14 protein-coding genes are annotated in these 13,476 nt (G+C 34.8%); 3 read left to right on the forward strand and 11 right to left on the reverse strand.

The annotated features are described in order from the left end of the window. Window positions 1-95: 95 nt before the first annotated feature. The 3 genes from ACJJVI_RS13875 to ACJJVI_RS13885 are packed head-to-tail and all read right to left on the reverse strand — an operon-like array spanning window position 96 to window position 1,367. Entirely contained in the window at window positions 96-545 is a 450-nt protein-coding gene (locus ACJJVI_RS13875; RefSeq protein ID WP_405352442.1) for an OsmC family protein, read from the reverse strand. A 1-nt stretch (window position 546) separates the two neighbouring features. Next, entirely contained in the window at window positions 547-1,137 is a 591-nt protein-coding gene (locus tag ACJJVI_RS13880; protein ID WP_405352444.1) for a phosphatase PAP2 family protein, read from the reverse strand. Next, window positions 1,137-1,367, reverse strand: a complete 231-nt coding sequence (locus tag ACJJVI_RS13885; RefSeq protein ID WP_042246202.1) for a hypothetical protein — start codon at window positions 1,365-1,367, stop codon at window positions 1,137-1,139. Before ACJJVI_RS13885 ends, ACJJVI_RS13880 begins: the two co-directional genes overlap by 1 nt. Before the next feature lie 155 nt (window positions 1,368-1,522). On the opposite strand from ACJJVI_RS13885, the gene lptB reads away from it, so the two are divergent. Further along, window positions 1,523-2,269 carry an LPS export ABC transporter ATP-binding protein gene (gene lptB, locus ACJJVI_RS13890; protein WP_036581414.1) on the forward strand — a complete coding sequence of 249 codons (747 nt, stop codon included), beginning with the start codon at window positions 1,523-1,525 and terminating at the stop codon, window positions 2,267-2,269. A gap of 9 nt (window positions 2,270-2,278) precedes the next feature. Here lptB and ACJJVI_RS13895 read toward each other — a convergent pair whose 3' ends face one another. Next, window positions 2,279-3,034: a CDP-alcohol phosphatidyltransferase family protein gene (locus ACJJVI_RS13895; RefSeq protein ID WP_405352447.1), complete on the reverse strand. Its 756-nt coding sequence runs from the start codon at window positions 3,032-3,034 to the stop codon at window positions 2,279-2,281. A gap of 109 nt (window positions 3,035-3,143) precedes the next feature. On the opposite strand from ACJJVI_RS13895, the gene ACJJVI_RS13900 reads away from it, so the two are divergent. After that, window positions 3,144-4,226 (forward strand): PorV/PorQ family protein, encoded by a 1,083-nt coding sequence (locus tag ACJJVI_RS13900; protein WP_405352449.1) that lies wholly within the window; start codon window positions 3,144-3,146, stop codon window positions 4,224-4,226. Between the two features lie 29 nt (window positions 4,227-4,255). After that, entirely contained in the window at window positions 4,256-5,863 is a 1,608-nt protein-coding gene (lnt, locus tag ACJJVI_RS13905; RefSeq protein ID WP_405352451.1) for an apolipoprotein N-acyltransferase, read from the forward strand. Between the two features lie 59 nt (window positions 5,864-5,922). Here lnt and ACJJVI_RS13910 read toward each other — a convergent pair whose 3' ends face one another. Genes ACJJVI_RS13910 through ACJJVI_RS13940 form a run of 7 tightly spaced genes read right to left on the reverse strand, consistent with a single transcriptional unit; the run spans window position 5,923 to window position 13,475 of the window. Then, complete coding sequence (locus ACJJVI_RS13910; protein WP_405352453.1) at window positions 5,923-7,314, reverse strand: sugar transferase; 1,392 nt, start codon at window positions 7,312-7,314, stop codon at window positions 5,923-5,925. A gap of 28 nt (window positions 7,315-7,342) precedes the next feature. After that, the gene (locus ACJJVI_RS13915; protein WP_405352455.1) at window positions 7,343-8,356 is read right to left on the reverse strand and encodes a glycosyltransferase family 4 protein; all 1,014 of its coding nucleotides are present in this window, start codon (window positions 8,354-8,356) and stop codon (window positions 7,343-7,345) included. Continuing rightward, complete coding sequence (locus ACJJVI_RS13920) at window positions 8,356-9,729, reverse strand: O-antigen ligase family protein (protein ID WP_405352457.1); 1,374 nt, start codon at window positions 9,727-9,729, stop codon at window positions 8,356-8,358. The genes ACJJVI_RS13915 and ACJJVI_RS13920 overlap by 1 nt, the downstream gene beginning before the upstream one ends. Beyond that, on the reverse strand, window positions 9,729-10,796 hold the full coding sequence (locus ACJJVI_RS13925) for a glycosyltransferase (protein ID WP_405352459.1): 1,068 nt from the start codon (window positions 10,794-10,796) through the stop codon (window positions 9,729-9,731). The genes ACJJVI_RS13920 and ACJJVI_RS13925 overlap by 1 nt, the downstream gene beginning before the upstream one ends. Next, complete coding sequence (locus tag ACJJVI_RS13930) at window positions 10,793-11,938, reverse strand: glycosyltransferase (RefSeq protein WP_405352461.1); 1,146 nt, start codon at window positions 11,936-11,938, stop codon at window positions 10,793-10,795. Before ACJJVI_RS13930 ends, ACJJVI_RS13925 begins: the two co-directional genes overlap by 4 nt. Beyond that, window positions 11,935-12,483 carry a serine O-acetyltransferase gene (locus ACJJVI_RS13935; RefSeq protein ID WP_042271704.1) on the reverse strand — a complete coding sequence of 183 codons (549 nt, stop codon included), beginning with the start codon at window positions 12,481-12,483 and terminating at the stop codon, window positions 11,935-11,937. The genes ACJJVI_RS13930 and ACJJVI_RS13935 overlap by 4 nt, the downstream gene beginning before the upstream one ends. Continuing rightward, window positions 12,483-13,475: a glycosyltransferase family 2 protein gene (locus tag ACJJVI_RS13940; RefSeq protein WP_405352464.1), complete on the reverse strand. Its 993-nt coding sequence runs from the start codon at window positions 13,473-13,475 to the stop codon at window positions 12,483-12,485. Before ACJJVI_RS13940 ends, ACJJVI_RS13935 begins: the two co-directional genes overlap by 1 nt. Window position 13,476 lies beyond the last annotated feature (1 nt).

The raw sequence follows: 13,476 nt of genomic DNA on the forward strand, positions 1-13,476 counted from the left end.
TCAAGGGTTGTGCGACTTAGATTAAAGCGCTGTTCATTGATATAAAACTTAGACTATTAAAAAATCTAAAAGTTTAATCAACACTTAAAAAAATGTTAACGACCTCTAACTATCGGCTTTATATCAATCGCAAAATTGACAGAATTTGCTATGAAACATAGTTGGTGTGCCTCTTCATGTAATTTTGTAGCTATATCTATTTGTTGAGCATCCAGAATTAAGACTTCGGGATTAAGAATAACTTTTTGAAAAGCACCACTAGCGTCTTCGTTTAATAATAAAGTACCTGAAACCTTATCTGTATATTCTAAGACATCTATACCATGCTGCTGGCACACGTAGAAATAAGACATCATATGGCAAGAAGATAATGCGCTTAACAAAAGGTCTTCTGGGTTGTGTTCATTCTTATCTCCTTTAAATTCTCGGGCTGCAGATACGATGATATCTTTTTTCCCTTCTATAATAGAGGTATGAGTTTTATGGTTTTTAAATTGTCCTTTTTTCCACTGAGTTTGTACCTCGAAAAAGAATTCTTTTTTCATTCTAAAGTGCCGTGGATGATGAAGAAGCTGGTGCATATTTCGCTTTCGCGAAAGCGAATAATCGATAACATAACCAACCTATTACAGTTCCCATAAACATACCCATCAACACATCACCTGGATAATGTACTCCTAAATAAACGCGACTATAAGCCACTAACACAGCCCATATAAAAAGCAATATTCCAGTAGTTTTATGAGACTGCTTGAGCAAATGCCACATGAATACAGCAAGCGCCATGGCATTACTAGCATGTCCACTATAAAAACCATAAGTACCACCACTTTTACCAACTTTAGAGATCAACCCTTCTAAAGCTGGTTCTCTAAACGGTCTTAATCGCTGTACCCATGTATTCTTAAATAGCATCGCAACTTGATCACTTATCGCAACTAATAATGCAATAGTGATTAACGCTATAATCAATTCTTTTTTATTTAACTTTTTAAAAAGTACATAAAACAAGTACAGATAAAGTGGAATCGCATAGAATTTATAAGTAATGATATTGAAAATCAAATCAACGGTATCGTTTCCCCAATCATTCAACAAAAGCATTAAATCCCAGTCTAGCTGTTTAATATCTTCCATTATTCTTTATCATAGATAGCACACTGCTCGTCGTAGAATCGACTAGCTTCTTCGATTAGGTTCTTGGTTTCTTCCTCAAGTTCTTCTTTATCTTTCTTTTCAATATCTTCTAGAAATTCTAGAGTATCATCTTTTAAATTTATCACAAATCGAGGATAATCGAGGTGTACTACAAAAATATCTTCGGGATGGTGAGCGTTATCGCCCATAAGAAATCTAGGGAAAGCCATGTTACTAGTTATGAATTATATGTTATCGTTGAGAATTGTAAAATGTTGCTGTCGCAGCAGTTTTACTAAAACTCTAGGTTACCTTAACTTAGTTTTTAATAATAGTGCAATCTAAGAAATTCTAAATTCAGAATTATAAAAAGTATCTTTGTTTTATGCAACAACTAAGAGCAGATAATTTACAGAAGTCCTATAAAGGCAGACCAGTAGTTAAAGGTGTTTCTTTTGAAGTGAACCAAGGCGAAATCGTAGGTCTACTAGGACCTAACGGTGCTGGTAAAACAACATCTTTCTACATGACTGTAGGACTGGTTAAACCTACTGGTGGTGATGTGTGGCTAGATGATAAAAAGATTACTCAATACCCGATGTACAAACGTGCACAAAATGGTATAGGCTATCTGGCACAAGAAGCTTCTATATTTAGAAAATTAACAGTAGAAGAGAATATACTGGGCGTACTGCAATTAACTGACCTGACTAAAAAAGAACAACGAGAACGTTGCGAGATGCTATTAGAAGAATTTAGTCTAGAAGATAGACGCAACCGTAACGGTGACTTATTAAGTGGTGGAGAAAGACGCCGTACAGAGATTGCTCGCGCACTTGCGACTAACCCAACATTTATACTGCTAGATGAGCCATTTGCAGGAGTAGATCCAGTAGCTGTAGAAGACATACAACGTATTGTTGCTCAACTAACTAAAAAGAACATAGGTATTCTTATCACTGATCATAACGTTCAAGAAACGCTGGCTATTACGGACCGTACCTACCTGATGTTTGAAGGTAATATTCTTAAACATGGTAGTCCAGAAGAACTTGCTGAAGATGAAGTAGTACGTCGAGTATACCTAGGTCAGAATTTTGAGCTGCGCAAGAAGAAGTTGTTTGCTGATTAAAGATTAACCTTACGATTTTACAGCGCTCAAATTATTAAAAACGCTCATCAACACGTAAAGAACGATAATACAAGGAACCGCATAGATTTTAAGTATTACAATCATTGCAATACATATCGCTATAAAAATCCATCTTATCTCGTTGCTTTTCCAGCCGAAGTTTTTAAATTTTAACGCAAACAACGGTAATTCTGCATTAAGTAAGTAACAGCTTATAATCGTGATTAGTATCAAAACATATGGATTACTTAATAATCCAAAAATAAAATCGCTAGTTGTCATTTGAGCAATAATCCCTAGTGAGATAATTAAAATAGCATTTGCTGGTGTAGGTACACCTATAAAAGAATCTGTCTGTCTGGTATCTATGTTAAATTTAGCCAGTCGATAACCACTGGCCGCAGTAATTAAAAATCCTAAAAAAGTAATTTCCTTAAATAAACTGGTTGCACTACTCCATCCTAGATCGCCATTCACAGCAAATAATGTAGAAGAGTGACCTGTAGCATCTGCAAGTAATTGACACATGACAATACCAGGAACAACACCACTAGTCACCATATCTGCAAGTGAATCTAACTGCGTACCTAACTCACTAGAAACCTTTAATAATCTAGCTGCCAGACCGTCAAAGAAATCAAAAAATATACCTAGCGCTACAAAAACACCAGCAAGTATCAACTCATCTTTGAAAGCATATACCGCAGCGATGCAACCAGACAATAGGTTTAACATCGTTATTAAATTGGGAATCCATTTCTTCATTCTACAAATATGCAGTTTTCTACGATACTTGTTTCAACTTGATATGCAATATCCTAGGGTTTTGCTAGTTATTTAGTGAGAAACCTAGATATTTGCAGCTAGATTATATATGACCAGAAAAGCTAAATTTATTATTGTATTGTGTTGCGTTCTCGCTTTCGCGAAAGCGTATTCACAAACCTCTAGAGCATACTCTAACGAATTCTTAAATATAGGAGTCGATGCAGCAGCACTAGGTATGAGCAACGCAGTGGTTGCCAGCACTAATGATGTCAATGCTGGTTACTGGAATCCAGCAGGATTAATGCGTGTTCAAGAACAAGAGATTAGTGTAATGCATGCTAACTATTTTGCAAATATTGCACAGTACAATTATGGTGCATTTGCCATGCCTATAGACGACTTTAGTTCCTTTGGGTTTTCTGTCATACGATTTTCTGTAGATGACATATTAAATACAACTCAATTAATTGATCAACAAGGAAATATTAATTATGACCGTATTTCTACATTCTCAACTGCAGATTGGGCATTCACATTTTCTTATGCAAGAGAATCACAATTAGACGGTTTTAGTTATGGAGGTAATGTGAAAGTCATACGACGAGTTATAGGAGAATTTGCAAATGCATGGGGTTTTGGCTTTGATGTAGGCGCACAGTTTAAACGTGGTGACTGGGAACTAGGTTTTATGGCTAGAGACATTACAACAACCTATAATACCTGGACCATCGATGAAGAAAAATATGCCGAAGTACAAGGAGCCGTGGAAAATCAAAATCAAGATTTACCTGAAACAACAGAAATAACATTACCTAAATTACAGATAGGTGTTGCTCGTACTTTCACATTTCACTACGACCATATTCTAACTGCCGAAGTTGATTTAAATATGCGCTTTATACAAACTAATGATATCATATCCAGTAGTGCCGTAAGTGCAACACCAGCATTAGGCTTGCAGTATGGATTTACAGATTTAGTTTTTGTGAGAGCTGGAGTCGGTAATTTTCAAAACGTGCAACAACTCGATGGAAGTGATAATGTGAACTTTCAACCTAATATAGGAATAGGCTTTAAGTACAAAGGTATTGCGGTAGATTATGCACTGACAGATATAGGCGATTCTAGCGAGGCGCTTTATTCAAATATTTTCTCGCTTAAGGTAGATCTTTCTACATTTTCTAGATAAGTTTGATACCTTAGCATCTTAGTTTATTTATGAAGTACTCTAGTATTCTTCTCGCTCTTTTATCAGGTATATTATTATGGTTAGGATGGCCTACTTATGGTTTTCCTTTACTATTATTTGGTGCCTTTGTCCCTTTACTATTTGCAGAACTTCATATCAGAAAATCTGAATTAAGATTCAAAGGATGGCGTGTTTTAGGACTTTCGTATCTCAGTTTTTTTATTTGGAACATTTCAACCACTTGGTGGCTCTATCTTGCAACAGGATTTGGAATGTGGTTTGCTGTTTTAGTAAACAGTTTACTGATGGCTCTAGTATTTTTATGTTATCATAAATTTGCTAGAAAAGTATCACAAGGTGCTGCGTTTACCTTCTTAAGCTGTTTATGGATTAGCTTTGAGTACATGCACTTGCAATGGGACTTTTCATGGCCATGGCTCAATTTGGGTAATGGTTTCAGTGAATATGTAAGCTGGATTCAATGGTATGAATATACCGGCACTTTTGGTGGTACCTTGTGGATCTGGTTATTAAATGTAATCCTATTTTATACCTTTTTCAAATTGAAGAATTATGGCTTTACTGTGATTCAAGCTATTAAAAAATCAGTATTACCAGCGTTGGTGATTTTAATTCCCATAGGAATATCTCAAATTATTTTATTCAGTTATTTTGAAGTAAGTAAAGATAGCGGCACTGATGTAGTAATTGTGCAACCTAATATAGATCCTTATGAAGAGAAATACATCTTTACAAATGATAAGGTCACTCAACTCATCACAAACCTTGCTTTACCTGAAATAACACTAAACACTGAGTTTGTAATTGCTCCAGAAACTGTGATCGCTGATAACATAAGGATTAGTCAAGTTAATTATCATCCTACACTACAAAGTCTGAGAGGTAATTTTGCCTCCTATCCCAACCTGAGTTACTTAGGTGGTATATCATTAGTTGATGTATTTAAAAATCCTGATCAAGCTACCAATCAAACAAATCTGGCTAGCGATGGAGTGACCTATTATGACGATTATAACAGCGCGATGTTTTTTAACCAGCTGGGACCTGTTGAGTTATATCATAAATCTAAGTTGGTTGTAGGTATAGAGAACTTTCCTTATAAGAGTATTCTTAAACCAATACTAGGTGATGCCATGATAGATTTAGGCGGAACTGTAGCTACTAAAACCACACAAGAAGAACGTAGCGTCTTTACTTCATTAAATGAAACTAAAGTAGCATCCATAATTTGTTACGAATCTGTATATGGAGAATACGTCTCTGGATATATAAATAATGGAGCGCAATTTCTTGCCATTATCACTAACGATGCGTGGTGGGGAAATACTCAAGGACATCAACAACATTTAAGTTTAGCTAGGCTGCGTGCTATAGAATCTAGAAGATGGATTACAAGAAGCGCTAATACTGGCATCAGTGCTATCATCGATCACCGTGGAAAAATTATACAATCATTGGGATACGGTAAACAAGGCGCCATAAACGGTACGATAAGAAAACGTGATGACATCACTTTTTATGTACAACATGGTGATTACATAGCTCGTATTGCGATATTTATGGGTGTATTTACTCTATTATTTGGCTTTACTAGACGCCGTAAAAAACGTTCCTAATAGAATAATTATAAAATGACTTCAATGTCTATTGAGTAAGGTGAAAGTTTTATTGTTACCTATTGCCCTTTAAAAAAGATGATAGTACTTAAAGTTTTAACGATGATTCTTAAGTCTAGGAATAAACTGCGATGCTTAATATAATAAAGATCATATTGTAACTTTCTTAGGCTGTCTAGCTCTGACTCTCCATATTTAGTTTTGACTTGTGCCCAACCAGTTAATCCAGGTTTTACGACATGTCTGGTTTCATAGAAAGGAATCTTTTCAGAAAGTTGTTTTACAAATACAGGCCTTTCTGGTCTAGGTCCAATAATACTCATTTCACCTTTTAAAATATTATAAAACTGGGGAAACTCATCAAGACGAGACTTTCTTAAAAACTTTCCAAAAGCAGTAATTCTGCTATCATTTTTAGTGGCAAATTGAGCTCCATCAACCTCAGCATTTTTGACCATTGTTCTAAACTTATAAATCTGAAAAGACTTACGATTTTTACCAACACGCTCTTGTTTATAAAACAACGGACCTCTATTACCAATTATATTACCGATAAAAATTAAAGGCAACAACACTAGTCCAAAAATCAAACCTAATATGGAGCAAACGATGTCAAACAATCTATGATATACCATATAGAGTTTATTCTGATTGCTACGTGCAAATGGGAAGTATTTATAAAAATCTTTACCTACATATTGAACAGGCACTCGATCTGTAATCTCCTCATAAATCTGAGTATATTCTCTTACAGAAAAACCGTTTTCTACTAACTCGATGAGCCACTCATACAGCTCTGGCGTGATCCCTTCAACATTTGAAGAAGCTATAACAATCTCACTCACCTCTTGACCTTCTAATCTGTTTTTTGCCTCTGGTATCGTTAATATACTTATACGATCATCATGACCTATTTCAAGTTGCCGATCTGTATTAATATAACCTGCAATTTTATAATTAGGATCAGCTTCCTGTAACGTTTCTGCTACTTGAGCAGCGTCTGTTGCATCAGCAATAATTAGTATGTTCTTATAAAATCTAGAACTAGAAAATAACTTAATGTAAAAAGCTCGCCAAATTAAAAGTGATAAAGTAATGGCTAGATAAAAATATAAAATCTGTAATCTATTCTCTGGTAAAGATGGTGTTAAGAAAGGTGTCAACAGGTAAATTAACGAAGTAATAGAACTGGTAAAAACCACACCTCTCAATGTAGAAGTAATTCGACTTGCACGTTGTAAATGATACAATTCAAATACAGTCGCAAAAAACAATAAATATGCACCTAACAATATAATCCAAGACCAATGTTCTTCATTAATTTTAAAATAATCAAAATTAAACACAGTACCTACTAGATGAAGCGCGCCTAAAACGACGGCTACATCTATGATACGCAATAAAACCTTGCGTTCAGAGATTTCAAAATGTATAGAACCTGGTTGGGACATCGTTCAAATTGGGGCTCTAAAGATAAGATTACCCTTCAAATAATTGAAGCCATAATCCTTTAACTTTATCCCAGTTGAAATTTTCGGCAGTTGTCCTGGCATTTTGAGCGATACCTGTTACTAACTGATTATTCTCTAATAACTCATTAATATGGTTAGCCATTTCAACAGCCTTAAAAGGTGGCGTTAGAAATCCATTTTCACCATGTTTTATTAAGAATGGAATACCGCCTACATTTGTAGATATTACTGGCAATCCTAATGCCATGGCTTCAATGACACTTACTGGTAGATTATCAAAATTAGAGGTGTTTATAAATAGATCATAGTTTTTACTCAATGATATCCAATCTTCCTTATCGAGCAAACCAGTAAACTCTGCAGATAAATTCTTTTGAGCTGCTATTGAAATACATTTCTTCATCGATCCGTCCTTATCCGGTCCGACCATACATAATTTGGCATTGGGATAATTTTCAGATATCAAATCGAGAACTTCTAAAGCCATTTCAGGATTATAAATATCTGCAAAAGATCTAACCCATAATAATCTAGGTTGTATCTCAGATCTCAACTTAAATGAATATTTATTTAAATCGATATGATTAGGTATTTTAACTAGTTGTTTAAAATCCGCTTTCGCGAAAGCGTCTATCAAATAATCACTAGGACTCACAACAGTATGAGCATTATTAATAAAAGCTTGAATAGCTTTAGGGTTTTTACTTAATCGGTCTGGTAAGTTACCACCATGAAGTATAGGAATATATTTGATTTTTAAAGATTTACATAACCGACCGATTGTTATAGCATACCAAAAATTACGAGTACTATAAGTATCAATTAATACGTAATGTGCCCAGTTTCTACTTAAAAAAGTTAGACGCATCATATGTAATAATCTAGCATTGGTATTTTTTACGGAAGATGCGTATCTCAATTTAAAACCTTCTTTTTGAAGCAAAGGCCCTAGTATATCGATCGTTGTGGCAGTGCGTCCTTTACCAGCTAACTTATTCCCTATATACAGAATGTTTTTCATTAGGCGAGAAGGGCATTATCTGTACTATTTACAGTTGATATTTTCTTTTTAATTTTCACAGGTCTAACATATAATAAAGCCATTCCATAGAAAAATGCTGGTGCTGCAATACGCATCGCACTATGATTTATAGTTGCTATCCAAAAAATTAAAAAAGCATAGAAGTAAATATTACCTCGATGAAAAAGTCTAAAAAACAAAGGAGTAAATATTAAAACTAACAAAGAGAAAATCCCAATAGCTCCATGTTCTGAAAGTAATCTACTGGTCTCATTATGTGATGCAGCTATAATTCCATCTTTTTTTGCTCTATAATACTTTACCTGTCCAGCACCTATACCTGCAATAGGGTTTTCAAAAAAAGCTTCTAATTCAATTGATATAAGTTCAGTACGTCCAGTGGACAAATCATCTTTAGCACGACCAGCAGCATCTTCATTTGCATAGCGCTTATCTATCAGACCATTTGTTACTAGTGAGGTAAAACCCCAAGCCATTATTAAACCTAATGCAATAACCGCAAGCTTTGGAATAAAAGAAGCTCTGAATTCGCTTCTTTTTAAAAGAAACAAAGTTCCAATCACCGCTATAATCATTAAGAAAGAGGTGTAAACGCCACCTCTGGAAAAAGTCACCCAAGCCCGATAGGTCATGGCTAGAAAGAGAACAATATCTAAAATATTAATCATTAAATTCTTAATACGTAAGAAACGAACAAAGGTGATAAACATACCTATCCCTAAAACTGTAGCTACTTGATTAGGACCATATCCTCCAGATGTCGCAAAGTTTGAAGCCGTATTAGTTACCACATCTCTAATATCTGGCGTTACTAAGAATAAATACGTGGTTATCATAACTACAGGTCCCACGCAAAGTTTTAATATTTGATCTAATCTCGTATTTGTAATTGTCCTTTGATAACAGTAAATGGCAGTTATTCCTAAAGTTACTGGACCACTTAAATTAAATGCTACAGCTTTACGCAAGCTCTCTCCTAAAGGAATATTTCCGGCAGCAACAATAATACTAGGTATTAATAACAAAAGATAAAAAACATAGGGAATGGACTTTAATGAAAAACCTCTCATGATAATCCCCATAATCATAAAAACAATGACTAGGTATTTCATAAATTCATAAAAGATTAAGGCTTGATTCATCCTTAAGAAAACCTCTAAAGTCACTAAATAAGCACAGGCTAAAAGTGCTTCTTGACCTGAATCTTTTTGTAACAAAACCCTAAGTCCAAAATAAATAATGGAGGCATAAAAAAACAAAGGAATCAAAAATGGTGCTGCAATCATGAATATGGTCAAAATGATATGACCAGCAATCAATAACGGATATGGTAATTTCTCAAATTGAATCATTATAAGGAACTATAAAAAGTCTCTAACTTCTCAATGTAAGAAGCAGCTCCAAAGGTAGTCATTACATGTTGTTGGTATGAGTGAGCCATTGATTTTGCTTCTTCAGGATTATCTATAAATTCTTGAATGGCTTGAGATAAAGAATTAATATCTTGAGACGGTACTACTTTACCATAACCCAACACCACTTCTTTACAAGCTCCTACATCTGTTGTCACAACAGGTAAACCTGCAAGTCCATATTCTAGTATTGCCACCGGCAAACCTTCAGACTTTGAGGACAACACTCCTAAATCACATGCTTTTAGAATTGCAATCGTATCTTCTCGAGAACCTAACAAGTGTATGTGTTCATCTAATTTTAAGTCCTCTATTGTAGATTTAATATTTCGAGCATAGTCATCTTGAAAATCCATTCCGACTAGTAATAGATTCCATCCGGTAGTATTTTTAGTTACTTCTTGAAATGCTTTAATTAAAAGTGTATGATCTTTTTGAGGCCTCAGATTTGCCAAATGTACTATTCGTTTACCTGATGAACCAGGTAACGGTTTTAATAACTTCTGTTCCAGGGAATTAGAAACAAAATTTCTTAAATAAATAACTTTTTCGGGTTTCAAATTACGGATAGACCAATCTTTCAAAATTTGATTCACACTTATAATCCCATCAAAAAAACGTGAGGATTTCCTTAAGACACCAACTTTACGATTATCTAGATCTTCAGCATTACCATAATGGTCATGCCATATCAACTTAACAGGAGGTATCCACCATTTTATAATTGTTGCTGTAAAGAATGATGTGCTATGCGCATGAACTGTATCAATGTTATTTTTAACAATATAGGTTTTCAACTTGGTCATCGCCTTAATACCTAGCTTACCTTTTTTTTCTATAAATAGATAACCTACCTTATCATTAATTGTTTTTTTAAGTAATCCTTCTCTTCTTGTAACACATATGTGCGATTCATGTCCTGCGATTTGCAATTCGTTTGCAATTTGCACCGCCATACGCTCAGATCCACCAGCATCGAGACTATCTATGATTTGAATGATTCTCATGAATGAAGTAATTTAACTATTTCATCTTCAAACTTCTCTAACGTATAATCCTGTGACCACTCTTGTGCGTTTTGAGATAATAAATTGATGTCTTCTTGTTGATTTAAAAATTGTTTTATAGTTGCAATGGTATTGTCTATATCTGTAAAAATAACACCTCTAGAACCTAAACTTTTATTATCACTTACACCTAACATCCATGGGACACAACTTACTGCTGTCGCAATAGGAATGCAACCATACCACATAGATTCTGCAACAGCCTTGGGCCAGCCTTCACTTTGTGAGGCAAGAAATGAAAAATGCGCTTTTTTGTAACCATTTTGAACTATTTCCTTAGGTTGATTACCATAAAAATAAAAAGCTTTTTCTGAGCCGCTTAAACTATTTACTTCAATTAATGAACTTTCATTTTTAAGCTTATCCATTAAAATACCATCTCCATAAAAATGAGCTTGAGATACTATTCCTTTATGATTCAATAGCTTAATAAGTTCGACTAATAATTGCGGATTCTTATTAGGAGAAAGTGTCCCTACAAAAATAAATTGTAGTGGTTCTTTAAACTCTTTTTTAAAGTGTTTCTTTTCCTTTTCTGAATAGGTTGCTGTAAAAAACGATTTGATATTTCTAGACTGACCACTCCATTTTCCATAAACTAATACATCGATATTTTTAGACAGACTAGTATTTGACAATATTCGCTTCTGCCATCTGTAAGAAAGAGGTTGAGATGCATTAGGACTAAAATTACCTGCGTACTTTATAGTTTTACGCTTTCGCGGAAGCGTAATTTGAACAACGCTGGCAAGTAAAGCCAAATTTCCTGGACATCTTACATGGATATGATCTGCTTTGCGCATGGCATTCCATAAAATAATAGTCTGATAAGGAATTGTGATTAACGAAATTAATGCCGAAATAATGTTATGAAACTCTAATCGCCTGAGGGAAGTTATTTTAAAATCTTGTTCTTGAAAAGGCTGTGTTAATAGTTTGCGTTGATATCGCGTAGGACATACAAATGAAATATCGCTAGCATGCTGCATCCATAAATCCATCTCACGAACATATGGTGCATATGCTTCTTTTTTATCTGAGAGACGCAAAATAGGAGCGTCTGATATAATGAGCAGTTTCATAAAATATAGTCGGCTGAGTCGTTATCACTAACTTTTATGGCTGGAACACCTAAAACAGTTGTGCCTTCTTCCACATCTTTAATAACTAAACTGTTAGCACCTATAACCGCTTTATTGCCTACAATGATATTGCCGGCAACAGTAGCATTGGCTCCTATATATACGTGATCGCCTATGACTGGCACACCTCGATTTTCTCCACGACCGCTGACTCCTATCGTTACTCCTTGAGAGACATTACAATTGACACCGATTACAGCATTAGCATTAATAATAATCCCTGAATGATGACCTATGTAAAAACCTTCTCCAATGGTTGCGCTATATGGAATGGTTATCCCTGTCAACACTTCAATACCTTTCAATTTAAGAACTCCTATACCTAATAAAGGCCATTTTACTACTTTAGGCCATTTAGAAGTATAAATCCAATTGAAGAAACGATACTGTAGTAATGCCCATAATCCTTGTTGAGTCAACAACATGAGAAAGGCAGACTTACCACTGTAGTCTGTATATCGTTTAATGTCTTTTGAAAACTTCATTAATTAGGTTTATTGAAAATCAAACTTAGGATCCCAACGATTCTACCCATCGCTTCTGTAAAAGCTTCTTTACGTTCACTAGTAGTAAAGATATTGAGAAATCTTATAGCAGTAAGCAAAATGGTGATTTGATACCATTTCACTTTGTTTTTAAATGACGGGTTGGGATGCTTAACACGCCACACATACCAGCCATTGCGCACTACCATTTTACCGTATCTATACTTATTAGGTCTTCCTGCTGCGTCGTGATGATGTTCTAATTGTGCTGCTGTATTCACATACAAATCTCCTATATTAGATAATCGCAATGTAAAATCTGCATCTTCATAAAGACCGTAACCTTCAAAATATTCTGAAAACTTATGTTCTTTTAAAACAGCAAGAGGAAAACTAGAAACACCACCCATTAACTGTTCTACTTTATAAATCTTACCAGAAGGTGGCAAAAAACTTATAGATCTACCATGGCCAAACTCTGGATAAACAGCAGGTTTTGTCGTTTGAGCCAGTCCTAATTTTCTTCTTAGTTTGTAACGACTACTCTCAACTCTCCTATAACCATCGTAATAATAGTAGTTTAAATCTGCTGGATTTTCTTTTGATGATTCTTCCCAAGAAACTTCGTTTGTGATATAACCACCTACTCCTACTGCTTTTGGATATTGAGCATAAGTAGATACTAAATTCTCAAAATAATCTGAACTTAAAATCGTGTCATCATCTAAGAAAGCGACAATATCCATATCACCTTGCACTCGTTCAATACCATAATTACGTTGTTTGGTAAGACCACGATGATCTGGAGGCACTTTGTAATATTTTATAATCTTGTTTCCGCTTTCGCGAAAGCGAGTTTCAGTCTCATCATCTGTAGAACCATCGATAATTAAAATCTCTTCAGGTACTTGAGTTTGTACCATAACCGATTCCATAAGTCTAGTTAGCGGTTCTGGACGCATGTAAGTGCATATGATGAGAGAAAGATTCAAT

This window comes from Nonlabens sp. Asnod3-H03, assembly GCF_045063665.1.
GTDB classification, from domain to species: domain Bacteria; phylum Bacteroidota; class Bacteroidia; order Flavobacteriales; family Flavobacteriaceae; genus Nonlabens; species Nonlabens ulvanivorans.

Bases quoted from the DNA above. Each gene is read 5' to 3' on its own strand.
- ACJJVI_RS13875 (WP_405352442.1), bottom strand. From the start codon at position 545: ATGAAAAAAGAATTCTTTTTCGAGGTACAAACTCAGTGGAAAAAAGGA.
- ACJJVI_RS13880 (WP_405352444.1), bottom strand. From the start codon at position 1,137: ATGGAAGATATTAAACAGCTAGACTGGGATTTAATGCTTTTGTTGAAT.
- ACJJVI_RS13885 (WP_042246202.1), bottom strand. From the start codon at position 1,367: ATGGCTTTCCCTAGATTTCTTATGGGCGATAACGCTCACCATCCCGAA.
- lptB (WP_036581414.1), top strand. From the start codon at position 1,523: ATGCAACAACTAAGAGCAGATAATTTACAGAAGTCCTATAAAGGCAGA.
- ACJJVI_RS13895 (WP_405352447.1), bottom strand. From the start codon at position 3,034: ATGAAGAAATGGATTCCCAATTTAATAACGATGTTAAACCTATTGTCT.
- ACJJVI_RS13900 (WP_405352449.1), top strand. From the start codon at position 3,144: ATGACCAGAAAAGCTAAATTTATTATTGTATTGTGTTGCGTTCTCGCT.
- lnt (WP_405352451.1), top strand. From the start codon at position 4,256: ATGAAGTACTCTAGTATTCTTCTCGCTCTTTTATCAGGTATATTATTA.
- ACJJVI_RS13910 (WP_405352453.1), bottom strand. From the start codon at position 7,314: ATGTCCCAACCAGGTTCTATACATTTTGAAATCTCTGAACGCAAGGTT.
- ACJJVI_RS13915 (WP_405352455.1), bottom strand. From the start codon at position 8,356: ATGAAAAACATTCTGTATATAGGGAATAAGTTAGCTGGTAAAGGACGC.
- ACJJVI_RS13920 (WP_405352457.1), bottom strand. From the start codon at position 9,729: ATGATTCAATTTGAGAAATTACCATATCCGTTATTGATTGCTGGTCAT.
- ACJJVI_RS13925 (WP_405352459.1), bottom strand. From the start codon at position 10,796: ATGAGAATCATTCAAATCATAGATAGTCTCGATGCTGGTGGATCTGAG.
- ACJJVI_RS13930 (WP_405352461.1), bottom strand. From the start codon at position 11,938: ATGAAACTGCTCATTATATCAGACGCTCCTATTTTGCGTCTCTCAGAT.
- ACJJVI_RS13935 (WP_042271704.1), bottom strand. From the start codon at position 12,483: ATGAAGTTTTCAAAAGACATTAAACGATATACAGACTACAGTGGTAAG.